The following is a 23,920-nucleotide window of genomic DNA, read 5'->3' on the forward strand; positions in this document are numbered from 1 at the left end:
TGCCTAGTTATCTAAGCCCAAGCTCCTTAGCGGCATCTAGCAGATAATAACCTATGACAGCTCGATTGAACAGATTCCAGTTCTCATCCAACTGAAGGCGTTCAAGCGACTCATCGACAAGCGTTCGAACCTGTATTTGCAGCCTCTCGTTTGATACACCGTTTGGATTCTTGCCTACAAGTTTGCAGTATCTTTTAGCTGCTTTTCTTTGGCTATCGTCGTCATACATTCGGTAAATACAGATACAACGAATCTGTTCACGTATTGTTTAGGCTGACCGCTTGCGAACGCGTTCAAATTAAGCGTTCGATAGATGAATCTAACATCAGCGATCGGGCCTGCCAATCGCTCGGAAATGATTTTATTATATTTACGAACGAGCAACAGCTCTTGAAACAAAGCTTGTTGTGCGGGTTGTGCCATAACGGCTATAAAGTCATTTGTGTTGACAGCTGCTTGTGCCATTCCCGTAGATGAGACTGCCGCCATCTCTTTACTAACCAGGTAATCGCTATAGAACGTCATGTTCTCAATCGATCCATCCCATTCGTCGATCTCACTACGAAGCTTCGTCAGCGTCACATTCGCCAGTTCTTCTACATCCGGCTTCGTATTGCTCTTATATAGCTGATAGGCTTTCAATACCAGTTTGTCCTGTTTTTCCACATCGATCATCTCATCTGCACTCCTTCTAAGTTAGCGTATTCGCTTCTATTTAGTTGAACTGCGCCGCTATGAATGCCATATCGGACAACAGTCTTTGTTTCAGCCCTTCTAGATCTAGCGTATGAAGCCTTGGTCCATGCTTGTATCTGCCTATTTGAAGGTGGGAACAACTTTCGCTCCAAAGGGATGGCCATGCCATTCCGCTCCTGATTGCTTGCTGCTCGTCCAAGTAACGGTTCAAACGCGTCTCCGACATTTTGTTTTTTCCGACGTAAGGAACGGGGATCGTCTTCATTTCGAAAGTAAGATCCTTGTACCAAGAGAAATAGAGGTTAATCTCAAGCTCTTTGTACGCCATATGCCAATACGACAGGTGAAAAATAAATTCATATAAGATTTGCGCTTTCCCGTTCTCTACATTCCGACGGCTAATGTAAGGGAGAGCTTCTCCCCGGAAAAGATAGTCAGTCAATCGGTCGAAAATAATCTCTTTCTCCGTCTGATCCTGGCCCCATTCATGCAAATCGGCAAGAGCCTCTTCAAGCGGGACTGACAATGCGGCATTAATCGGCTTATAATAGGCTTCCAAAAAATAGTCCCACCAAGACTGCAAAATGACATTGCCTGGATCGATATCAGGCTCAAAAGCAGCATGAATCTGTTCGTAAGTGATCGTCACAATCCTTCGTTCACGCAACTCCTCAAGCTTAGCCGGCGTCATATAGCCTGATTTGAAGAAGACCGGCAAAACGGCCATCTCCGGATTTTGCTCCCTCAGCTTTAATTCATAGCGCTCCGGCTGCTTGTCGCCATGTTCGCCGCTTCGCGTCTTATCCTCAATCATGACATGAAATTGGTGGCCGCTCACTTTGGAAGTAAAGGTCAGCAAAATATCGATCTGCTGGACCTGCTGCTGAATGCCAACGTTGTAATGATCCCATTGCTCGGCGATGAAGGGCTCTCGGTGCAAGCCGTTATAGCTGTCTATCATAACATCCAATAGCCTTCTCGCGATCCGTTTAGGCGCACGATCTTCTTCCATACTCGCATGGCCGAACAGCCAACATAAGAAAGCATCCTGCGACAGCTCTTTCGTCGCATAGCGGAAAATATTCGGTTCCATCGCGACCTTCCTATCTTGGCAACTTTTGTGCTATCCCTATTACAATAATGAATCGCAACGTATTACGTAGTCAATTGGAATTTTTATTATTGAACAATATGATTCTGTGCATCAAACGTAAAAAAATGATACTATGTATGATGGGTAAAGGACTTTACAATAAGCAAATCACCATTATATGTTGCAACAAAAGGAGATTATATGAGTAACGAACACAATTTTTGGCTTGATTTACCGAGGCCGTTTTTTATATTAGCGCCAATGGAAGATGTCACAGATGTGGTATTTCGTCACGTCATTAGCGAAGCTGCAAAACCTGACGTATTTTTCACGGAATTCACAAGTACAGAAAGTTATTGTCACCCCGTAGGAATAGACAGTACTCGTGGTCGGCTAACGTTCACAGAAGATGAGCAGCCGATCGTCGCTCATATTTGGGGCAATAAGCCCGCATTGTTTGAACAGATGAGTATCGATATGAAAAAGCTTGGTTTTCGTGGTATCGATTTAAACATGGGGTGCCCCGTACAAAACGTCGCATCCAATGGAAAAGGTGCTGGTTTAATCCAACATCCTGAACTTGCGGCAGAAATTATTCAAGCAGCCAAAGCAGGCGGATTACCCGTTAGTGTTAAAACAAGATTGGGATACTTTGAGATTGAAGAGTGGCGCGATTGGTTATCACATATATTGAAACAAGATATTGCGAATCTATCCATCCACCTTCGGACAAAGAAAGAAATGAGTAAGGTAGAGGCGCACTGGGAACTTATCCCTGAAATCAAAAAATTACGCGATGAAATAGCTCCTAATACGTTATTAACGATAAATGGAGATATTCCTGACCGTGCAACAGGATTGAAATTAGTTGAACAATACGGCGTTGATGGCGTCATGATTGGCCGCGGCATCTTCACCAATCCATTTGCTTTTGAAAAAGAACCTAAAGAACATAGCGCGAAGGAGTTTCTCAATCTACTGCTTTTACAGTTAGATCTTCACGATAAATATTCAACAGAAACCTCACCGCGTTCATTTAAACCGCTTCTTCGCTTTTTCAAAATCTATGTTCGCGGGTTTAGAGGCGCAGGCGAGCTAAGAAACCAATTAATGGATACCCGATCTACTGATGAAGTACGTCATCTAGTACTTCCTGTATTAGAGCAAGAATTAGATTGAATCATACCCATCAGAGACCTAGGTTTTAAAATACGACACTTCCTCCAACAAGCGTAAACGGCTATCGCCGTCCTTTGGCGGCGTAAGCTGTCGTTTCGCGGATGAAATATAAGCACTGTATAAATAAAAATTTTATACTTCCTTATATTTTTACAAAAAAAAGAGGCCCCGCAAGTTCAAAGAACTTACGAGGCTTCTTTTGTGTTACCATTTAGAGGTTTTCCTTACGAAAAACCCTTGATGTATAAGGGATTAATCCCTTATTACCGCATGGAGCGCACTTTGCTCCATCGGCGATGAAATCTACCGCTTAAACGCGGTCGCTCATCATCGAATTACTTCGATAATGATTTCATCACATCATGCCGCCCATACCGCCCATGCCGCCCATGTCTGGCATGCCGCCGCCTGCACCCTTAGGCTCAGGTTTGTCAGCGACAACCGCTTCAGTCGTCAAGAACATAGCCGCAACGGAAGCTGCGTTTTGCAGCGCGGAACGCGTTACTTTAGCAGGGTCAACGATACCTGCTTCGAACATGTTCACCCATGCGCCGGTAGCTGCGTTGTAGCCTACGCCGATTGCTTCGTTTTTCAGACGCTCAACGATAACGGAGCCTTCTTGGCCTGCGTTCGCTGCGATCGTGCGGATTGGCTCCTCAAGGGAACGAAGCACGATGTTAACGCCTGTTTGCTCGTCGCCGTCTGCTTTGACAGCGGCAACCGCTTTGTATACGTTCACGAGAGCTGTACCGCCGCCCGATACGATACCTTCTTCCACAGCTGCGCGTGTGGAGTTCAGAGCATCTTCGATGCGAAGCTTGCGCTCTTTCAATTCTGTTTCAGTAGCTGCGCCAACTTTGATTACCGCTACGCCGCCAGCAAGCTTAGCAAGACGCTCTTGCAGTTTCTCACGGTCGAAGTCGGAAGTCGTTTCTTCCAGTTGAGCGCGGATTTGGTTCACGCGAGCTTGAATGTCAGCCGAGTTGCCCGAGCCGTCAACGATGATCGTGTTTTCTTTTGTGATGCGGATTTGACGAGCGGAACCGAGTTGGTCGACAGTCGTCGATTTCAGCTCAAGGCCAAGCTCTTCCGTAATCACTTGCGCGCCAGTAAGAGCCGCGATATCTTGCAGCATCGCTTTGCGGCGGTCGCCGAAACCAGGAGCTTTAACCGCTACGCATGTGAACGTGCCGCGAAGTTTGTTGACGATAAGCGTAGCTTGCGCTTCGCCTTCTACGTCTTCAGCAATGATCAGCAATTGTTTGCCGGATTGAACGACTTTCTCAAGAACCGGAAGGATCTCTTGAATGTTCGTGATTTTTTTGTCGGTGATCAGGATGTACGGGTTATCAAGAATCGCTTCCATTTTGTCCGTATCCGTAATCATGTAAGGGGAAACGTAACCGCGGTCGAACTGCATGCCTTCAACCACTTCAAGCTCCGTTACGAAGCCTTTCGACTCTTCTACTGTAATAACGCCGTCGTTGCCGACTTTCTCCATCGCTTCCGCGATCAGTTGGCCAACTTCTTCGTCAGCAGAGGAGATCGAAGCAACTTGTGCGATCGATTGTTTGCCTTCGATTGGTTTCGAGATTGCTTTCAGCTCTTCAACAGCAGCTTTAACGGCTTTCTCGATGCCTTTGCGGATAACCATAGGGTTAGCGCCGGCTGTAACGTTTTTCAAACCTTCGCGAATCATCGCTTGTGCAAGAACAGTCGCCGTAGTTGTACCGTCGCCTGCCACGTCATTTGTTTTTGTTGCTACTTCTTTAACCAGTTGAGCGCCCATGTTCTCGAACGCGTCTTCCAGCTCGATTTCTTTGGCAATGGACACGCCGTCATTCGTGATGAGCGGGCTGCCGAATTTTTTCTCCAATACAACGTTGCGGCCTTTAGGACCGAGCGTTACTTTAACCGCATTCGCAAGCGCGTCAACCCCGCGAAGCATAGCGCGGCGTGCGTCTTCACTAAATTTAATTTCTTTAGCCATGATTGTCTTGACCTCCTAGAAATAGGTTTAAGTAGTGTTGCCTCTTACTGTCTAGCGTTCTATGTGACCCGAATAAGTGACGGGCAGCTTATCCAAAAATAGCGTGAATGTCGCTTTCTTTCATAATCAAATACTCTTTGCCTTCGTATTTGATTTCTGTTCCTGCATATTTGGAGAACAGAACGCGATCGCCTTCTTTAACTTCCAATGCAACGCGAACGCCGTCCTTAAGCGTGCCGCTGCCAACTGCCACCACTTTGCCTTCTTGCGGCTTCTCTTTTGCCGAATCCGGCAATACGATTCCGCTAGCAGTCGTTTCTTCCTTCGCGATCGGTTCGATCAATACGCGTTCACCCAAAGGTTTAATCATTGAAAATAGCCTCCTTCTAAATTTGTCGCTTATTGGTATTTCGTTAGCACTCGTAAGCATGAAGTGCTAACAATCCATTTTATCATACTCATTTTCAGGTCTGATTTCAAGTGCTTGGGACTATTTTGCGATAAATTCATAAGTACTGATTATGTACGGACATGGTCGCAAAGCCTACTTGTTAGCTTATCCTAATCACGTACAATTCATGTGCACATTATTTGATTGCTTTATCGATTGGAAAAGACATGCCAGACCACGCCTTTCTCGACGTCCAGTCCTGGGCTGCACCGCTCCAGAACGGATGAACGGCAGGCAGGCCAAGCGGGAGAAATACAGCAGCGCACAAATAAACGCTGCCGGTGGATATATAATGCTCGCCAACACTAGGCTGATGCCCGCAGAAGCCGATGGTCAACCAGCCTTCCTCCGAGAAGTTGCCCGGCAGCTCAAGCGTACGCCGAATTACGGCTGTTAACGCACTGCGCACCCCAGCTGGAGCGAGTCCGGCAGGCAGATCATCACGCAGCGCACTATGTGCTAGACTTTGGAATGCACCGAACCGATAAGCAAGCGATCTGCCGATCGGCGGATACGTGCCGTCCGGCGCGATTAGACGCTCCTGTACTTCCGCGAATCGACGTGCCCGTGTATGAACCGCTTCCCTCATCGAGCTCCATTCTTCATACGTATCCCCTACTGCTGCCAATACATCGACAAGCATCGGCTGAATGACGAAGCTATTGTAATAATCAAAGTGGAACTCAGGCCCGTCTCCATATACGCCGTCGCCTAGATACCATTGCTCATGCTGCTTCAACGCGTAATCGACGCGCATATGATCCCAATCGGTTTCGCCGAGCGCATATAACGCTGATTCAATGGTAGCCGCGAATAACAGCCAGTTGCTGAACACAGGCTTTCTCGATCGGGTCAGCTTAAGCGCATGAACGACATTATCTTTCACCCTCGGCTCAAGCGCCCCTAGCAACTCCTTCGGCGAACGAAGCAGAGCTTGCGCAACGAATGCCGCATCGACGATCGGCTGCAAGCCGTCCCCGAAATTCATGTAGTCGGGCGATAACGGATCGGTTGCTGCATCCAAGCCGGCCCGGGACAGCTCCGCATAACGTTCACGCAGCTCTCCTTCCGCTCCGTATCGCTCGCCGTTCTCCAGCCATGGCGCGATACCCGACAGCAATCGGCCGAACGCCTCCAAATGCGAGTACTTGCTCCTTTCTACCGCGGATTCCGCCGTTCCGCTGCTCGTTTCAATCGGCATAGCCAGCTTTAATCGACGTTCTGCCAGCGCCTCCAGCACAGGGCCTCCAATCGCATCAAGCTGCTCCAGCCAATAATCCCGGTCCTCCACCTCATCGTGAATCGTTTTGCCGCTTCGCATCCTATACCCGACTCTCCTTTCAGCCTGGTTTAACATGGTAATCACCTTGCTCTCTCTATGTCTGCACGCCTAAGTACGAATAAGTTGTTATGTGGTAAATTATACTCTATTTCCTATTAATCGACGATCCATCTACTCTACCAAAATTGGATTGCAGCGAATAAAAGCCGCATCACGATGTATTCATCGTCTGCGGCTTCCATTGTGACAACGTACTATTCCGAGCGGCATTGCAATCCGTTAATAATGAATGCTGTCATATCTTCAATCATCATCTCTATAGAGTCTCGTTCTTGACCCTGCAGCACTGTCCAATACTCATTATCGCGGTGAAATAGAAGCGTACCGACAATCGACATGAGCACGGTATCCAATGAACGGAATTCGAACTTGCCTTGTTCACGGCCCTGCTCTAACCAAATGCGCAACTGTTCCCACATCGGCATCACATGCTCACGAATCTTCTTGATCCTTGGCGTGTTGAGTACAATCTCCTGTTGAACAATGCGGATGAGCTCGGGCTCGGCCCGGCGGTAGAGCGTTACCTCACGGATAAGCAGTCGGACGCCGGCGACCGGTTCGATCTGCTCGGCCTGCAAGATGCGTATTTTATCATTAGGAAAAAAATTTTCGAACAAGGCAGCGAACACATTCTCCTTGCCTCCAAAATGATACGATACAAGCGCTACATTAGCGCCAGCCGCTTCGCAGATTTGCCTCACTGACGTACCCTCGAAGCCGTTCTCGGCGAACAGCTTCTTGGCTGCATGCAAGATTCTTACTTTTATATCGCTATCCAAGTTTGACATGGCGTTCCTCCGTCAAATCTGTTCTTTTGCAAATTATTATTTGTGGCTTGCGATAGCTGCCGTCGGCTGCGTTGCAGGCTGGCGGCGTTTAACGGCTACCGCGAAGACGCTGATAGCAGCGGCAATGACAGCGATAATGAGCAAGCTAATAATATCTGAACCGACCGCCGGGCCGCCGAAGAGCAAATTCATATTGCCATCGACTGCGTAAGTAGCCGGCAGCGCACTGCCCAAGCCCGTATAGAAATCAGATAGCAGCTCCCGCGGAACGATCGCTCCGGACGATACAAGCTGTGCCGATAGCAGCATAATGTTGAACAGCATGCCGGCCATTCCGAACAAGTACAGGAACATTTGGGACACGAACATGAAGGTAAGCAGGAATACGAACTCGAACAGCCATAGCAGCAGGAAACCTTGTTCGATCTGCCCCCCAAGAGCGACTAGTAGAGAAGCGCCTACGAGAGATACGAAGAATGCAGCCGCAATATTAATGATGCTGCGCGCGCCGAAACGTTTCCATCTGCTTAGTTGGCCGCTTACGGCCATCGAGGATTGCTCTAAATTCATCCCCATAATCATCGCCCCCACGTATGATGCAAGAACCATCATCATCGGAACCATCTGATTGTTCATCCCTTGTACCACATTCGTCGATTGAATATCGGATACGACGCGTTGTGACAAGCTCGCTGCTGCAGCCGTAGCTTGCTCTTGCGGCATGTTCAAGCTTCCTAGTACATTTTGCAGTCCTGCCGTCACGGCTTGCGTGTTGACCTCCGAAGTGATCTGCGCAGCCGCGCCGCTCATAATGCTTTTAATTAGAGCCGGATTCGACTCATTTAGCAAATATTGCACCGAAGCCTGCTCGCCTTGCGCAGAAGCTTTCTGCGAGAAGTCCGCTGGAACGTACACAATCATTTGAAGATCGCGTGCGTCAAGCTGTTCCTTGGCTTCATCGAGATTATCGAGCTGTACCATGTCGAACGGCAGCTCCTTCACCAAATTAGCGGCAATCTGCTGTCCGAACTGCGTATCCTCGTTAACAACCGCAATACGAAGCTGATCCACGCGATCCGTTACACCGTTATAGCCCGTCATCCAAATAACCGAAAAAATAATTTGAAACATCAAAGCTGTGACAATACCAACGATCGTCGTCGGCCGTTTCATAAATGCCTTTATTGCTGTACCCATTCCTATCCACTCCTCTGTCTATGTTAAACATTCGTTTTAAACAACTGTTTAAATAATACTGCCGGATCTATTTTCTGTCAACAATAAAAAAAGAAGAAGGTTTGGTCACCTTCTTCTTCCCTTTGGCATCATTGCTAACCTTGTCCAAACTCCGCTTCCCATCTTGCATCCTTATCCTGCTGCTTGCGATACACAAAGCCTGACAGAATAACGCTGACTTCATACAGCAATATTAACGGTATGGCGACCAAAACGTCCGAAATGAAATCCGGCGGCGTCACCGTTACGCCAATGAAGATCATAATAAAGTAAGCGACGCGGCGCATCTTGCGCAGCCGCTTCGGATTGAGCAGCCTAATCGCTGTGAGGAACATAATAACGAGCGGCAGCTCGAACAGTAACGAAATCGGTATTAGAATATTGAACATAAACGTAAAGTATTGAGCAATGCCATATGTTTCTTCCAGGTTCAAATGCTCCGATACGCTTCTTGTAAAGTTGAAGGCGAGCGGAAATACAACAAAGTACGAAAAGGCGAGTCCGATCAAAAACATAATGAGCGCGAACGGCACATATTTTAAGGTCGATCTCTGCTCATGCTCATGCAGCGCTGGCTTCACGAATGCCCATAGCTGATAAGCAATGATCGGCAACGCAATGATTAACGCTATGACGAAAGCAAACTTCATGTACATGCCGATACCGTCCCATAACGAGAACGTATGAAGCGATATCGTATTCGCAGGCTTTTGGCTCATTAGAAAGTTATAGACCCGTTGAGCCAGCAGCAGTCCTACAACAAGTCCTAACGTAAGGGCAATCAGTATGTATACGATTCGTTTGCGCAGTTCGCCGAGATGTCCAAGCAGCGGCATGAGCCCTTCTTCACGAATAATCTGCTTGCGCGACTTTTGCTCCGACGAGCTGTTTTGATCCGATCCCATCTGCTTTATCCTCCATTCCGCAAGAACTGCCTAGATCATGCTTATCTAATTTCATATTTCAACAAAAAAGCGGGCCCGGTCAGTCCGGAAGCCGCTTATTGTTCTTCTCCAAATTGTCTACCCGATTCACTTCAACACGATTCGTATCCTTGTCCTTGCGATCATCGTCTTCCATGATGTCCTTTGCTCCTGCCTTGAACTCGCGCAGCGTCCGTCCGAATGCCCGTCCAAGCTCTGGCAGCTTGTTAGGACCGAACAGCAGCAATGCGACAAGAACGAGCAATATAATACCTGTTGCACCTATGCCTGACATTCCAAAAACCTCCTATACAATAACGTAATTAGCAGTTGCGATCTCACAATTATTACCCTGTATGGCAAAACAATGCGAGGCTCGCTTTAACAGCCGTATAGCCCTCCGTACCCCATATCTACAATGTCGTCCTGCACAATCGTATCTCCAGCGAGAATACGAGGCAGCAGTACATCGAATGATGTATATGGATCATGCATAACGCAGCCTGGCAGTCCCATAATCGGCACGCCGTCCAAATAGCCGATCAATAGCATAGAGCCTGGCAGCATCGGCGTCCCGTAGCTGACAATGTGAGCACCGGCTTCCTTAATCGCGCCTGGCGTTCGATCATCTGGATCAACCGACATTCCGCCTGTTACTAGTATCATATCATACCGCTTGCCCAGCAAGTAGTGTATTTCCTTGACAATTATTTGTCGATCATCAGGGGCGAAGCGCTGTTCTGCGACTTCTGATCCGAGTGCTTCCAGCTTGCTCTTAACGGCTGGACCGAATTTGTCCTCGATTCGTCCACTGAACACTTCTCCGCCCGTCGTAAGCAATCCCGCCTTTAATGAACGAAGCGGACGCACACGGATGGGCGCGGCGCCATCATGTGTTGCCCGATATTCTTCAGCCAATCGTTCGACTTCCTCCACCTTCGCTTTCGGAACATACAGTGGAATCGCTCTCGTTGCCGCCAACTGCCTGCCTGGCTCAGCAATCGTATTCGTCTTCACCGTAGCCAGCGCGATTTCGCCAAGACGATTAATAGCATCCACAATTGAACGATCAATATGAACAAGTCCCTGAGCGCTCGCCTTCATGCTGACCTTGCCCTCATGCGGCTCATTAAGTACTATTCCTTCACCGTAAAGCGCTTTGGCCATCCGTATAGCAGCATCATCCTCATGGAGATCATTATCGCCAAGCTCCATGATGTAAATATGCTCTTTGCCAATGTCGAGCAGCTTAGGAATATCAGCTTCCGTCACCAAATGGCCTTTCTTGAATAACCTTCCCTTGAACTGGCCAGGGATAATCTGCGTTAGATCATGCGCAAGTCGAAGGCCGATCGCATCGTACACCGACACTTCCCTCAGCCTCGTCGATTGAACCAATGATGTAGATAAAGTCGTTATTTCCGAGCTATCGTTCGTGTTGCTCATGCTCTATGATCACCAAGTCTTCCCGACAAAATGTCCAACGCATGCGGCAATTGATCCATAATCGCCATCAAACTCTCATGTACACCCTTCGGGCTGCCAGGCAAGTTAACGATTAACGAGTTGCCGCGAATGCCGCATACACCTCGCGAGAGCATCGCACGTCTCGTCTTCTGCAAAGCGCCCATTCGCATAGCTTCAGCAAGTCCCGGCACGACACGATCGATCACCTTCATCGTCGCCTCCGGCGTAATATCTCTTGCGGCAAGGCCAGTACCGCCTGTCGTAAGCACGAGATCCGCATGGAAATATTCCGTCATTTCGATAATAGCGGCCATAATCTCATCCTGCTCATCTGGAACGATTCGATAATCGACGATTTCCCCGCCAAGCTCTTCTTCGATAAGTTCGCGAATCACTTGTGCGCTCGTATCCTCGCGTTCCCCGCGCGAGCCTTTGTCGCTTGCCGTCAGTATGGCTACTTTCCAACGCATCTGCCATTCCTCCCATCCCAAGTCCGATTACAGGTTTGTTGATATTCGGTAATCGCCGCTCTTGCCGCCGCTCTTCGCAACGAGCTGTGTCGGCCCGATTATCATATCCTTCTGCAGTGCTTTGCACATATCGTACACCGTCAGCGCAGCCGCAGATACTGCAGTTAGTGCCTCCATCTCAACGCCTGTCTTACCTGTCGTCTTAACTGTTCCTTCTATATAAAGCTCATCCGATCCATTATCAGTGAATACAATATTCACGCCTGTTAGAGGAATTGGATGACACATCGGTATCCAGTCTGATGTTTTCTTAGCAGCCATAACCGCTGCCACCTGAGCAACAGCAAGGACATCGCCTTTGCCGATTGTTCCTGCCTTGATGCGCGATAATGTGTCCGGATTCATCTTCACCAGCGTACTTGCTGTTGCCGAGCGAGCCGTAACTTCCTTATCCGATATATCCACCATGCGCGCGCGGCCTTGTTCGTTAAAGTGAGTCAGCTCCACCACTATTCGCTCCTTCTATCCATACTCTTCTGCTTCCTATATTGTCAAATATAGCTGACGCTGCGTCAATATTCCATTCATACGAATATCATGCGGCTCAAGCATCAATTCCTCTACCAATTGGGCTTCGAACGAGGCTCCTATCCACTGAACACGATGAGCAGCTCCCCCAGCATCATATAGCTTCGCAGCGAACCGATCATAATAGCCGCCTCCGTAACCCATTCTGCCACCGTTCAAATCGAAAGCAATACCTGGTACAAAAACAACCTGCGGCATCCGCTTAGGATTAAGCTCCTCGGCTGCAAGCGGGTCCGGTTCCATAATGCCATATTCGCCAGGCTTCAATTGATCCCAGTTCTTGAGTCGATAGAGCGTCATGGAGCGATCGGCAGTATTACACTTGGGAACGATCACTTCCAGCCCCTTCTCCCAGCCCCACTCGATAAGAGATGAAAGATCCAATTCGCTGCGGAAGGATACATACGCCATAAAAGCTTCCACCGAGCTCGCTTCCAAATACGCCGCTGCGTGTCCGCTGGCCGCGAGTGACCAAGCTCTCCGCTGCTCCTCGGCTATCCCATTCCGTAATCGCGTCATTTCCGAGCGGATAGCCTGCTTCCCATTCCGTTCCTTATCCTCCATTAGGGCAGACCACCTACTCTATGTCCCGTCATATGCTTTCATTTATTTTAGTTTACCACTCTTATACAACTTTCGCCAATGGAAGCGCCTTTTTATGGTAAACTAGAGAGGATGGCAAGCAACAAATTCTGATGCAATTATTGGCTGGAGGTTTCAAGATGCTGCTGCAAGTATCCAATATAACGAAGAGCTACGGCGTTGACGTCGTACTATCCAATATTTCAATGCAAGTGCTGGAGCGCGAACGTATCGGACTCGTCGGCGTCAACGGTGCAGGCAAGTCGACATTATTAAAAATTATTGCCGGCGAGATCACTCCCGATTCCGGTGATATTCATAAGGCGAAAGAAACCAGAATCGGTTACTTAGCGCAAAATAGCGGTCTTAACACGGATCGAACCATCGAAGCCGAGATGAGGGCTGTCTTCTCTCACCTGCTGGAGGCTGAGCAGGAGCTGCGCGATCTCGAAGTGAAGATTGCCGATCCTGCCTTGCATGACGATGAGAAGCGATATGCTGACACGCTTGAGAGATATGCGAAGCGTTCGGACTGGTTCCGCGAGCAAGGCGGATTCGAGATCAACACCCGCATTAACAGCGTACTGCACGGTATGGGCTTCGGACAGTTTCCGCCTGATACGCGAATCGCTACATTAAGCGGCGGACAGAAGACGAGGCTCGCGCTTGCCCGTATTCTATTGCAAGCACCTGATCTACTAATGCTCGATGAACCAACGAACTACTTGGACATCGAAACGTTGACATGGCTTGAGGGTTACCTGCGCGGATACTCCGGCGCAATCGTCGTTGTCTCTCATGACCGCTATTTCCTTGATGCGCTCGCCCAGACTATCATTGAAATCGAGCGGCATGTCTCTAAGCGCTATACAGGCAATTACAGCCGCTACATGGAGCTGAAGGCTGCCGATTATGAGAGTAATATGAAGCAATTTGAGAAGCAGCAGGACGAGATTTCCAAGTTGGAGCAATTCATACAAAAAAATATCGTACGTGCTTCTACGACAAAGCGAGCGCAGAGCAGACGCAAAGCACTGGAAAAGATGGATCGCCTCGACAAGCCGATGGGCGACTTGAAGAAAGCCCACTTCAGCTTCGAGATCGAGCGAATGACCGGCAAGGACGTACTTGACGTTAGCGGCTTGTCCGTTACATTTCCTGGACAACCGAAGCCGCTATTCAATAACGTCTCCTTCCAGCTATCCCGCAGCGAAACGGTTGCCTTAATTGGACCGAACGGGATCGGCAAATCAACATTGCTTAAAGTTCTTGTCGGACAGAACGAGCCATCCAGCGGTACCGTGCGATGGGGGACAAACGTGAAGATCGGCTATTACGATCAAGAGCATACCCGTCTGAACGGAAGTAACACCGTCTTGGAAGAAGTGTGGAGCGCCTATTCTCACATGGAAGAAGCTCGAATTCGCACTGTACTAGGCAACTTCCTGTTCAGCGGTGAAGATGTATTGAAGCGGGTCTCGTCACTAAGCGGCGGAGAGAAGGCACGAGTTTCGCTAGCCAAGCTTATGCTCGCGCAAGCGAATGTGCTTATTCTCGATGAGCCTACCAACCATTTGGACTTGTTCAGTAAAGAGGTGCTTGAAGCAGCGCTTATGGATTACGAAGGCACGCTGCTATTCATCTCCCATGACCGTTACTTCCTAAATAAGATGGCCGAGCGAATTGTCGAATTAAATCCGAACGGTACAGATCATTTCCTAGGAAATTATGACGATATGATAGAGAAAAAAGCCGAGATCGAGGAAGCTCGCCTTGAAGCGTTAGCGAAGCAAGCCACAAACGCCTCCAAATCGGCAGCAATTGACAATGCTCCCGTTACCTCGTATGAGGCAGACAAGCAAGCAAAGCGAGAAGAGCGAAGCCGCCAGCGGAAGCTTGAACAGCTCGAGCAAGATATCGCTTCCGAGGAGCAGCAGATCGCTGAATGGGAAGAGAAGCTGGCTGATCCGGCTATTTTTAACGATTATGTTCGCATTCAAGAAATACAAGCCGAGATTGAGAAGCATAAGACCGCTCTAGCAAGCGCATATGAGGAATGGGAGAAATATATGTAGCTACGAAACGGTAGAATCGTTTCATGCAGCATTTCAGCCATCCATTATCTGAGCAAACGATGCAATGGTTATCGAATATAATTGAACCCACAGCCCACATACAAACCAAGAAGCCGGCTGGACATGAATAACTCATGTCTAACCGGCTTCTTCTTAATACTGCTCCAAGCTTATTAAGCCTAAGCGTTGCGCCTCTTTGATCGCTTCTGAACGTGAGCGAACACTTAGCTTCTCGAATATTTTAGAAAGCTGATATTCAACGTTGCGCTGGCTCACGTGCAGCATTGCGGCAAGCTCCTTATTGCTGACGCCCGTCGCAACCTCGTGCAGGATCGTTTGCTCCTTCTCATTAATCGATACATCCTCGATCGACAGCTCCGGACGTTCAAGCTTAATCTCGTTCCTTCGCAGCTGCTTCAGGAGCGAGATTGGAATGACCGCGTCACCCCGCATCGCACAACGAATCGCATTATGTAATTGCTCCCTCGATATCGTCTTCGAGATAAACCCAGATACCCCTGACTCGATTAACAAGTTAAAGTGCGTGCCGATCTCATAACCGGTATAAATAATGACTTTCCGTTCAGCATCCTGCTGTATTAACCGCTTCGTTAATTCCAGCCCGCTTATTCCCGGCATGTTCAAGTCGCACAAGATCAAGTCGAAGCTTTTCGTTTGAATCATATCAAGCGCTTCTATCGCTGAGAGAACGACCGTTACTTCCATGTCGGGGTCTTGCTCAATCATCGTTTTTGTCCCTTCGCCTACAGAAGGATGGTCGTCAACTAATAAGATACGAATCACGCGAAATCCCCATTTCCGACAGCCCAGAGGTCATTTTCTCCGGTATCAAAATAATTACTTCGAGGCCTCTTCCCCGCTGCGAATGGAAGGTGATGTCGCCTTCAAGGCTTGTCACTCTCTCTTTGATGCCGGATAGCCCCATATGCTCGAATGTCGCAATCATCTGATTGACATCCATTCCAATTCCATCATCTTTATATCTGAAATAAATCATGTCATGCTTCATTTCCAGCTCAAGCCGAATGAGCTTAGCATTGGAGTGCTTGCCCGCATTCCGTAGTAGCTCTTGTACGATTCTGTAAATAGCAGTAATCTGCTCTTCATTAAGCGGACGGTCGAATGGCTTCGCTCGGAAATCAACCGCGAAGTTTACGCGCATCTGCGTAAGCTCAATAATGGATTCAACCGCCTCAATAACCCCCATTTCCTTCAGAAGAGGAGGACGAAGCTCATTGCACGTTTCCCGAATTTGATGAATAACGTCGAGCAAGCCTTCCTTAATATCCTGCAGCTCCGTCTCGAGCGTATCCGTCATTGGATGATCCATCATAATCGCTTCCAGCTTGCGATACCATAGAAGCTGATCCTGCAGCGCGGAGTCATGCAGATCGGCGGCAAGCTTCCGACGCTCGTTTTCGGACAGACAGAATAAGAGGCGCAGTACCCAAGGAGAAGTGTTATGCTCCTTCTTAAGTTCCGATTCCAAATCCTCGATCAAGCCTTCAATTAAATACAGATTTTCGAAAACAATGCTTGCGTAGTTGGACATCGTCTTCAACCAACGCAGCTCATCCGAATTGAATCTCGTATGATTCGTCTTCATGCCGATCCACAAAATATGATAGCGAGTCCTCTGACGTCCGATAACTAATCCCAGTCCGTAAGGAAGATCTATCAACTCGCCAACCTGCATAGAGTATGACGCCCCTAACAAAAACTCTCCCGTAATAAGCTCCTCGGGCGTCTCGCCTATTGGATATACGGCGTTTTCCGAGTAATCGACGAGCAAGAAATGAATGCCGCTTACCGGCAGAAGCTCATTGATCTCCTGCTTCAAGATTTCTTCTAAGTCGGCTTGCTTCATTACACGAGCAATTTTGCGGGAGAAGCGATCAAGACTATCTTGATAACTGTACATCGCTTTGAACAGCTTGGGACGATAACGATGGTCAATTTGTTCCTTCATGTACAAGAACAACGTCATACCGGTATAAATAACGACAAACATAACCAATCCGCTGCTCCATGTTGAATGGTAGCTAGTATTGCTCACGATAAACAACAATGCGGCAGCAATGGCCATCGAGGGCACAATCGCAAGCAACGTATAATATTTAAACCTTGTTAGGATAAAGTCGATATCGAATAGTTGATTGGAGGTCAACAAATAAAAATACACAATTGGAAGGACAAACAGAAAGAGCGCTGTGAAAGCTGCAGGCAGTATTTGACCTCCACCGACAAAAAGCGGAAGCAAATTCATCGTAGTAAATGGCGTAAAGGCAACAAGATGAGACATAAGCGTAATCTTAAATAACGAGATAAGTTTAGAATTACGATAAAACAAAAACTTTCGTACTAATTGCAATACGATAATAAAGTTGCCCACTAAAATGATGCCAAAGTAAAACATTTTCACATAAAAAAACGCATCTTGAGAAATCAGATCCGTCCATACGTATATGAGGCAGGATGCAGCTATGACCGCTGCAATTATCGACAATATGATCAGATGTTTCTTGGCTATGAACACAACCTTGAACCGGCTGAGATACTTATTCATGAATAACATAAATAGAATGGAGACGTAAGGCAGCAATAGATAAATAAAAGAGATACCCACCCGATCGCTTCGATAGGATGCAGCTGAGGAGTAATAGCTTAAGCCTATTACAACAAAAAACAAAATAAGCATAAGCGCCGCGCCATCATTTCTACGCTTCATATATAGAAATATCGACAATGCGGAGAAAAGCAAAAAAGAAATAAGCGGTATGTAGAGTTGGATGAGAAGCTCCCAGTTGGAGTGATCCCCTGTCCAGCCGCCGGTAAACGTCATGCGCTGAACATTGCCGTCCAAATGCTTAACGATTACAGTGTCGGCCATTTCAATTGAATTGAACTTAATTACGTTCTTGTATTGACCCGCCGGATCGCCATTAACCTCCATAATGAGATCTCCGGCACGTATTCCCTTGAACACGGCTTGTCCGGCAGGTTCAACTAGCTTAACAACGAATTGTCCGTCATCGTTTTTTACAACTTCTGCGCCTATGAAAGGTTCGCGAACGATAATAATGGTTAGGTAGGATAATATCGTTATTAAAACCAACAGGAATAGAAGAAATATGACTCGATTTGGTATGTAGGACTTCATGCTCTTTCCCCCATTGCCTGCACAAGAATATCTTATTTCTTATACCCAGAACGACAAGCGATAGTTTTCTTTTTTATCGTTTTTGTTTTTCAGTTCTCCGAAAAGAGCTTTTTGTTCAGCTACAGAAACACCCGCTAATTGCATTTGTCCACCCATAACCATAGACATTTTTTCTGTACTGCTTGCCAACTGACGAATCGTTTCTTTCAACATTTTAACTCCTCCGTTCCTCTATTAAAATCGATTTTTTATTACACACTTCTAATATAACAGGAAAAGATTCGACAGAAAACGCAAAAATGATTCGTATTTACCGAAAGAGATTTTGCGTGATTTGTTTTTATGCAATTTCACCGTTCAATATGTGCAAAAACTCAGCTTTCCAAGGACTTATTTCCTGCATGGAGTTCAGCAGTTCCTCGAAGCGATTATAGTGCATACGACTCATGACTGCCCCGTATAACAGGGTTCCCGATCGTTCGCATGCCTCTTCGAACAGCTCTGATCTTCGTTCTACTTCTTGCTTGCTGAGCAAGCCTTCGAAGTAATCAGCAATCCATTGATCGTCACCGGTTACACTCTCTATTATGTACATCGTTAATAACGTACGCTTGCGCTGCAAGAAATCGCTTTTCTCGTCCCATCTCAGCAAATCTCGCAGATCATTGCGAATTTGTGCGGCAATGCCGATCTCAATTGCATATTCGGCCACAATCGGCTGCCAGGGCTTTCCTGCAGCAATAACCCCCGTCATACAAGCGAACAGCAGCAGCGAGGCGGACTTCAATTTCACCGTCTCCAAATACGTTTCTTCATCCGTAGCATGATCCATCAGATCAAGCATCTGTCCATTAGCTGCTTGCAGAAGCTGTCTGTTCATTAGATCAACGAGCTCTAGTCGCACGGACGGGTCAAGCTTGCAGCTCTGCATTGCCTGCTGCGACAACGTCAACAGGGAAGTAGCGACGTGAATCGCAATCGGCCGCGGCACCTGCATCCAGCTTCTTCCCGGAGCATCCTGATCCTGCAAATCATCGATTATATCAGACGCTAATATGAACAGCTCGACCGCTGCAGCCGCTTGGTAGATAACAGGGTCTGCGCCTCCGAACATGCGATAGTGGAGAAGCGTCAACTGACCGAACTTAATCGTTTCGCTAAGCTTATCCTCCGTAAATTGAAGCGCATAACGCAACAGCGGTTCCGCCGTAAAATATTGCCCGATTAAGGCCCGCATATGCTGTTCTATTAACGTATTGCCGTTCATCATTCGCTTGCCCCCGAGAGATACAATTTATTACCAAGTATACTATGAATCTCTTAAGTAAACATACGATAAACGACATTTAACCATTTTTCAAGCCCAATCGCTTTCGATAGACGCTCCCTAATGCCTGCCTTCTTCTTCCCTTTGCAAACTTCGGCTGTTAATTTAATTTGTTCGTCATTCGCCTCCTCATCTGGTCGATTCATTAAACGCGATATCATCTCCATTCTCTTCTGATATAACTGTGTCTTGCGGGCTGACGGACTACTGGTGTGATCGCCATGATCCATGTGCGCAAAGCCCTCCTTGAGGTTTACATAAGCAAATTGAGCGCCCTAATGCTGTCATCCGTAATATGATGTTGTTGTTCTTTCTTATATTCAACCGCATACTGCATATATACGGCCTCCATTGTCATTCCTCCACCCGGCAAGTTGGAGATAAGAGCCGGCGGGCTATCGCATGCAACCAATTCCCCTTTGCGCATGACGGCAATGCGATTGCAATTGCGTTGGAGCTCCTCCATATCATGTGAAGCTACTACGATGGTCTTCCCTTGATGCTTAAGCTCAAGCAGAAGCGACCAATAATCCCTTTTGGCTGCCGGGTCAAGCCCGGTCGTCGGCTCGTCGAGAAATATAATATGAGGATCGTTAACAAGTGCAATAGCAAGCGCTGTACGCTGCCTCCAGCCGCCTGATAAACGCTTGACCATCTTGTCGACATAAGGCTCTAAACCGAATTGATTTATAATAAAATCGAGATCATTTTTTCGTTTGTAAAAGGATTGGAACAGCTCCAGCGCTTCGCGAACATTCATTTTATCGATCAACGTCGTGCTTTGCAGATGAATGCCAATGTCCTCTTTCAGCAAATCCGCCTCAAACAAAACATCGCGTCCGAGCACATGAATCGTACCCAAATCAGGCATTCGCAAGCCCATCAACATTTCGAGCAACGTTGTTTTACCGGCTCCGTTCGTGCCAACGATCCCGAACAGCTCACCTTTCTTCACTTGAAACGATACATTGTCAACCGCTGTGTTCGACCCATAATATTTGCTTATTGAGCTTACCTGAATGACTGTCTGCGTATCCATTTATGATTGGCCTCCATTCACGCTTAAGCGCAGTTTGAGATGCTCGTTTTCATAGAAATCATACTCTTACGATAACGTATACATCTCTATTTTTCACCGAAAACCTATCTCGTAATTTCCGCAAAAATTTTGCGCTCCGCAACAAATGCGCAAATTGGAGGCCAAAATTGGATACACAACGCCATCAGACTTATGCACATAGTTATCCACATATCTGCATAAATTGTTAGTTAATTCAGTCGATACCGACTATTTCGACATATTATAAATTCACGAAAAATATCGCCCGACTGTAACTGTTAACAATTCCCTTCTTAATTGTCCACGTTATCCACATTATCCACAAGAAGGCTGTGAAAAAACTATCCCCGTTTACCCCACATTTACAATGGATCGAAAACGTTGTTGTACCAAGGCTTTCACAAGGTTATGCACAATTCACTTTATCTATGTGGATAACCCTGTCCGCTGGGAAAAGATCCTTTTATATCCGCCGTCCAATGTACATCACATGAGGGGAGAGGCCTAGAACGCTCCGTTCTCCCGCCATTTCGGCCATTAGCTTTATAGCCTCATCGTACGCATAATCCCCTTGATTACGCCAATAATCGAGTTGTTCTTGTTGGAATAGACCCGCCGTGCTTGATGAACCGACCAGCTTGACGCATTGGAAGCCATGCCCCTCCATGAAGGGCTCAATCTCCTCGAGCTTATAGAAGTAAGCACCTGTGAACCGACCTTGATCAAGATGGTTGAACACACCTGTTTCAAGAAAAGTCCTAATCCCTTCAATCGTATCGTTCGGCTTCCAAGAATGCGGATACAGTAGCGATGTCATAACATGTCTCGTTCTCGTCATCATCGCAACGAATACGTAGCCGCCGCTTCGCGTAACGCGATGCAGCTCTGATGCAGCCTGGCAACGATCCTCTTCCCTCTGAAGGTGATATAAGGGACCGAGCATAAGCGAAGCATCAAATTGCTGATCGTCTAGTCCGGTTAGATCGGTTGCATTGAAGGAATGGAAACCTCTGAACTTACCTAGCACCTCCAACTCCTTTGCCTTCTGTTGGGCTTGCTCCACGAGTCGAGGCGTAAGATCATTGAGCGTCACTTCGTAACCTTGCTGAGCCAGCTTAAGCGCATATTGTCCCGGTCCAGCGCCGTTATCAAAAACATGACCGGATGCTGGAAGGTAGCGGCTCATATAATGCCAATAAATGCGAAGCTCTAGTGGTTCTCTTTCCAACCGCCCCCATTCATCAAACCTATCGTAATAATCAATGACTTCCTTCATGCCTATACGCCCCCTTCGCCTCGTCAGTTCGCCTTCTGCTCCTTATTTCGTGCGACCGTTCTGCTGCCTGTCGTCATGACCGCCTGATTGCATGCCGAGATATAAGCCTGGGCCGCCGCCAATATGATATCTTTGTGAATCGATGTACCGCGGAAACGCTGCCCTTCATGAACGATGGATACGACCGCTTCACCATAAGCATCCTCACCTGTTGATAACGAATGCAGCTCCAAGTCCTCGAACTCGGACGCTACAGGAATAGCCTGTTGAATGGCATGGATAACAGCCTCGACCGGCCCTGAACCAATTGCAATATAAGCGCTCTCCAGGCTTCCTTCATTCTCACGAATCGTTACCGTTGCTGTGCGCGACCGCTGCGTGCCCGATTGCACCTGCAAATCAATTAGCACGTAAGGGTCTGGCTGTGTCTGCGTCAGATCGCCGGCAATACGAATCAGCTCGGCATCCGTAACGATCTTTTGTTCATCGGCTTTCTCTTTGAAACGGTCATACACATCCTGCAGCTGGACATCCGTCAATACGATGTTATATTCCGATAACCGATGCTTAATGGCATGACGCCCGGAATGCTTGCCCAGAATGATCATATTACGAGAGATCCCCATTGCTTCGGGCTCCATGATTTCATAGGTGCTGCGGTTTTTCAGCAAACCGTCCTGATGGATGCCCGATTCATGCTGAAAGGCATTGCGGCCGACAATCGGCTTGTTATAGGCAATCGGAAAGTTCATTGCGCGGCTGACCAACCGTGAGGATTCGTAAATTTCTTTTACCTGGATGTTAGTCTCAGCCTGCAATGCATCCTTACGCGTCTCAATGGCCATCACCAATTCCTCTAACGAGCAGTTGCCTGCGCGCTCTCCAATCCCGTTGACGGTTACCTCGATTTGCGTTGCTCCGCCTTTGATAGCGGCTATACTGTTGGCAACCGCCAGTCCCAGGTCATTATGGTTATGCGCGCTGTATCTAACAGTCTCACCGCCTCTGGCTTGCCTCCGTACCGCCTGGAACAGCTCTGTTACTTCATCCGGCATCGCATAACCAAGCGTATCAGGCAAGTTGATAATGGTGGCTCCTTCGGCAATTACCGCCTCTACCAGTTGGATAACGAAATCGCGGCCAGAACGTGTTGAGTCCATAGCCGAGAATTCGATCTCGTCTACGAACTGCTTGCCGTAAGCGACCATTTCACGGGCAATCTGCACAACCTCGTCGCGCGACTTGCGCAGCTGATGGTTCAGGTGGATATCCGAGGAGGAGATGAACAGATGCAGCCTTCTGCGCGCTGCATCTTGCGTTGCCTTAACCGCAGCGTCAATATCTCCTTTTACGGCACGGGCAAATCCTGCAATTTCGACGTTCTGCAGCTCCCTCGATATTTGCTGCACGGCAGCGAACTCGCCTGGGCTCGCGACAGGAAAGCCCGGCTCAATGACGTCGATGCCCAGCTTCGCCAATTGTCTTGCGATAATGATTTTGCGTTCTGGTGCTATAGATGCGCCTGGGGATTGCTCGCCGTCTCTTAAAGTCGTATCGAAAATTTGAATTTTTTTCATTTCGTTTGTCATGAGAATGACCTCCTAAAGTTGATTTTTGGGTATAAAAAAAAGCCCGCCGTCTCTATACAAGAGACGACAGACTTAATAGCTGCCGTGGTACCACTCTAATTGGCTGGATGTACGCATCCAAGCCCGCTCGTTGCCCGATATCGGCGGCCAGCCGTAACGTCCTATTCGGATAAGCCGCATGCCGCTTTATCCTATTCAGACGTTCCGCTCCCAGGCGAGCTTCGAACCTTAAGCCTCGACTGCGTTGCACCTCCCCGCAGCTCTCTTGCGCTTTGCCGGCTTTACGTTCTACTATTCCTGCTCCTTGCGTTGAATTTTTATTTTGTTGAAATCAAAAAAAGCCTGTCATCTCTATATTCAAGAGACGACAGGCTATTATAACCCGCGCGGTACCACCCTTGTTGACATCCAATCCTCGACAACATGACCTGCTAGTCGAGCGTGGATATCCACCTTAAGCATAGGTCAACTCCGGATGTTGACGCCATGCACCCCATTACGGAGGTTAACCGTAACGATGTACACGCGAGTACATCGATGCAGCAAAGCATCGTTCCTGCGCTTCCATTGTTCCGCTCCCAGGTGAGTTTCAAGTTTCCATCGACTG

23 protein-coding genes and 1 other annotated feature are annotated in these 23,920 nt (G+C 47.8%); of the genes, 2 read left to right on the forward strand and 21 right to left on the reverse strand.

The window, feature by feature from the left end:
* Positions 1-174: 174 nt before the first annotated feature.
* Positions 175-675 carry a hypothetical protein gene (locus AC0YN0_RS28990; protein WP_475824419.1) on the reverse strand — a complete coding sequence of 167 codons (501 nt, stop codon included), beginning with the start codon at positions 673-675 and terminating at the stop codon, positions 175-177.
* A 40-nt stretch (positions 676-715) separates the two neighbouring features.
* Entirely contained in the window at positions 716-1,789 is a 1,074-nt protein-coding gene (locus AC0YN0_RS28995) for a hypothetical protein (RefSeq protein ID WP_475824420.1), read from the reverse strand.
* Between the two features lie 201 nt (positions 1,790-1,990).
* Between AC0YN0_RS28995 and AC0YN0_RS29000 the strand changes: the two genes are divergently transcribed.
* Positions 1,991-2,968 carry a tRNA dihydrouridine synthase gene (locus tag AC0YN0_RS29000; protein ID WP_475824421.1) on the forward strand — a complete coding sequence of 326 codons (978 nt, stop codon included), beginning with the start codon at positions 1,991-1,993 and terminating at the stop codon, positions 2,966-2,968.
* A gap of 355 nt (positions 2,969-3,323) precedes the next feature.
* Here AC0YN0_RS29000 and groL read toward each other — a convergent pair whose 3' ends face one another.
* From groL to AC0YN0_RS29055, 11 genes are all read right to left on the reverse strand, one after another.
* Positions 3,324-4,958, reverse strand: a complete 1,635-nt coding sequence (groL, locus tag AC0YN0_RS29005; protein WP_475824422.1) for a chaperonin GroEL — start codon at positions 4,956-4,958, stop codon at positions 3,324-3,326.
* Positions 4,959-5,046: 88 nt separating this feature from the next.
* Entirely contained in the window at positions 5,047-5,328 is a 282-nt protein-coding gene (gene groES / locus AC0YN0_RS29010; protein ID WP_042170723.1) for a co-chaperone GroES, read from the reverse strand.
* Between the two features lie 217 nt (positions 5,329-5,545).
* The gene (locus AC0YN0_RS29015) at positions 5,546-6,730 is read right to left on the reverse strand and encodes a DUF2264 domain-containing protein (protein ID WP_475824423.1); all 1,185 of its coding nucleotides are present in this window, start codon (positions 6,728-6,730) and stop codon (positions 5,546-5,548) included.
* Positions 6,731-6,945: 215 nt separating this feature from the next.
* The gene (locus AC0YN0_RS29020) at positions 6,946-7,539 is read right to left on the reverse strand and encodes a TetR family transcriptional regulator (protein WP_475824424.1); all 594 of its coding nucleotides are present in this window, start codon (positions 7,537-7,539) and stop codon (positions 6,946-6,948) included.
* 36 nt (positions 7,540-7,575) lie between these two features.
* Positions 7,576-8,736 (reverse strand): YhgE/Pip domain-containing protein, encoded by a 1,161-nt coding sequence (locus AC0YN0_RS29025; RefSeq protein WP_475824425.1) that lies wholly within the window; start codon positions 8,734-8,736, stop codon positions 7,576-7,578.
* A 134-nt stretch (positions 8,737-8,870) separates the two neighbouring features.
* Positions 8,871-9,680, reverse strand: coding sequence for a twin-arginine translocase subunit TatC (gene tatC / locus AC0YN0_RS29030; RefSeq protein ID WP_475824426.1), 810 nt, complete (start codon positions 9,678-9,680; stop codon positions 8,871-8,873).
* Positions 9,681-9,759: 79 nt separating this feature from the next.
* Complete coding sequence (locus AC0YN0_RS29035) at positions 9,760-9,993, reverse strand: twin-arginine translocase TatA/TatE family subunit (protein ID WP_337100962.1); 234 nt, start codon at positions 9,991-9,993, stop codon at positions 9,760-9,762.
* Positions 9,994-10,079: 86 nt separating this feature from the next.
* Positions 10,080-11,144: a molybdopterin-binding protein gene (locus AC0YN0_RS29040; protein ID WP_475824427.1), complete on the reverse strand. Its 1,065-nt coding sequence runs from the start codon at positions 11,142-11,144 to the stop codon at positions 10,080-10,082.
* Positions 11,141-11,635: a MogA/MoaB family molybdenum cofactor biosynthesis protein gene (locus tag AC0YN0_RS29045; protein ID WP_337100964.1), complete on the reverse strand. Its 495-nt coding sequence runs from the start codon at positions 11,633-11,635 to the stop codon at positions 11,141-11,143. Before AC0YN0_RS29045 ends, AC0YN0_RS29040 begins: the two co-directional genes overlap by 4 nt.
* A gap of 27 nt (positions 11,636-11,662) precedes the next feature.
* Positions 11,663-12,142, reverse strand: a complete 480-nt coding sequence (gene moaC / locus AC0YN0_RS29050; RefSeq protein WP_475824523.1) for a cyclic pyranopterin monophosphate synthase MoaC — start codon at positions 12,140-12,142, stop codon at positions 11,663-11,665.
* A gap of 36 nt (positions 12,143-12,178) precedes the next feature.
* Complete coding sequence (locus tag AC0YN0_RS29055; protein ID WP_475824428.1) at positions 12,179-12,787, reverse strand: 5-formyltetrahydrofolate cyclo-ligase; 609 nt, start codon at positions 12,785-12,787, stop codon at positions 12,179-12,181.
* Between the two features lie 158 nt (positions 12,788-12,945).
* Here AC0YN0_RS29055 and AC0YN0_RS29060 point away from each other — a divergent pair, with 158 nt between their 5' ends.
* The gene (locus tag AC0YN0_RS29060) at positions 12,946-14,880 is read left to right on the forward strand and encodes an ABC-F family ATP-binding cassette domain-containing protein (protein ID WP_475824429.1); all 1,935 of its coding nucleotides are present in this window, start codon (positions 12,946-12,948) and stop codon (positions 14,878-14,880) included.
* A 153-nt stretch (positions 14,881-15,033) separates the two neighbouring features.
* Here AC0YN0_RS29060 and AC0YN0_RS29065 read toward each other — a convergent pair whose 3' ends face one another.
* The 8 genes from AC0YN0_RS29065 to AC0YN0_RS29100 all read right to left on the reverse strand — a co-directional run bounded on the left by AC0YN0_RS29065 (position 15,034) and on the right by AC0YN0_RS29100 (position 23,313).
* Positions 15,034-15,684 (reverse strand): response regulator transcription factor, encoded by a 651-nt coding sequence (locus AC0YN0_RS29065; protein WP_442052064.1) that lies wholly within the window; start codon positions 15,682-15,684, stop codon positions 15,034-15,036.
* A complete protein-coding gene (locus AC0YN0_RS29070) occupies positions 15,662-18,061 on the reverse strand; it encodes a sensor histidine kinase (RefSeq protein ID WP_475824430.1) in 2,400 nt (799 codons plus the stop codon). Before AC0YN0_RS29070 ends, AC0YN0_RS29065 begins: the two co-directional genes overlap by 23 nt.
* A gap of 39 nt (positions 18,062-18,100) precedes the next feature.
* A complete protein-coding gene (comX, locus tag AC0YN0_RS29075) occupies positions 18,101-18,274 on the reverse strand; it encodes a competence pheromone ComX (RefSeq protein ID WP_442051348.1) in 174 nt (57 codons plus the stop codon).
* Between the two features lie 127 nt (positions 18,275-18,401).
* Positions 18,402-19,331, reverse strand: coding sequence for a polyprenyl synthetase family protein (locus AC0YN0_RS29080; RefSeq protein ID WP_475824431.1), 930 nt, complete (start codon positions 19,329-19,331; stop codon positions 18,402-18,404).
* A 50-nt stretch (positions 19,332-19,381) separates the two neighbouring features.
* Entirely contained in the window at positions 19,382-19,618 is a 237-nt protein-coding gene (locus tag AC0YN0_RS29085) for a hypothetical protein (RefSeq protein ID WP_475824432.1), read from the reverse strand.
* A 23-nt stretch (positions 19,619-19,641) separates the two neighbouring features.
* Positions 19,642-20,427 carry an ABC transporter ATP-binding protein gene (locus tag AC0YN0_RS29090; protein WP_442051351.1) on the reverse strand — a complete coding sequence of 262 codons (786 nt, stop codon included), beginning with the start codon at positions 20,425-20,427 and terminating at the stop codon, positions 19,642-19,644.
* A gap of 484 nt (positions 20,428-20,911) precedes the next feature.
* On the reverse strand, positions 20,912-21,724 hold the full coding sequence (locus AC0YN0_RS29095; RefSeq protein WP_475824433.1) for a class I SAM-dependent methyltransferase: 813 nt from the start codon (positions 21,722-21,724) through the stop codon (positions 20,912-20,914).
* A 23-nt stretch (positions 21,725-21,747) separates the two neighbouring features.
* Positions 21,748-23,313 (reverse strand): 2-isopropylmalate synthase, encoded by a 1,566-nt coding sequence (locus AC0YN0_RS29100; protein ID WP_475824434.1) that lies wholly within the window; start codon positions 23,311-23,313, stop codon positions 21,748-21,750.
* A 56-nt stretch (positions 23,314-23,369) separates the two neighbouring features.
* Positions 23,370-23,627, reverse strand: a binding site (T-box leader).
* Positions 23,628-23,920 lie beyond the last annotated feature (293 nt).

The organism is Paenibacillus sp. J22P218 (assembly GCF_056269195.1).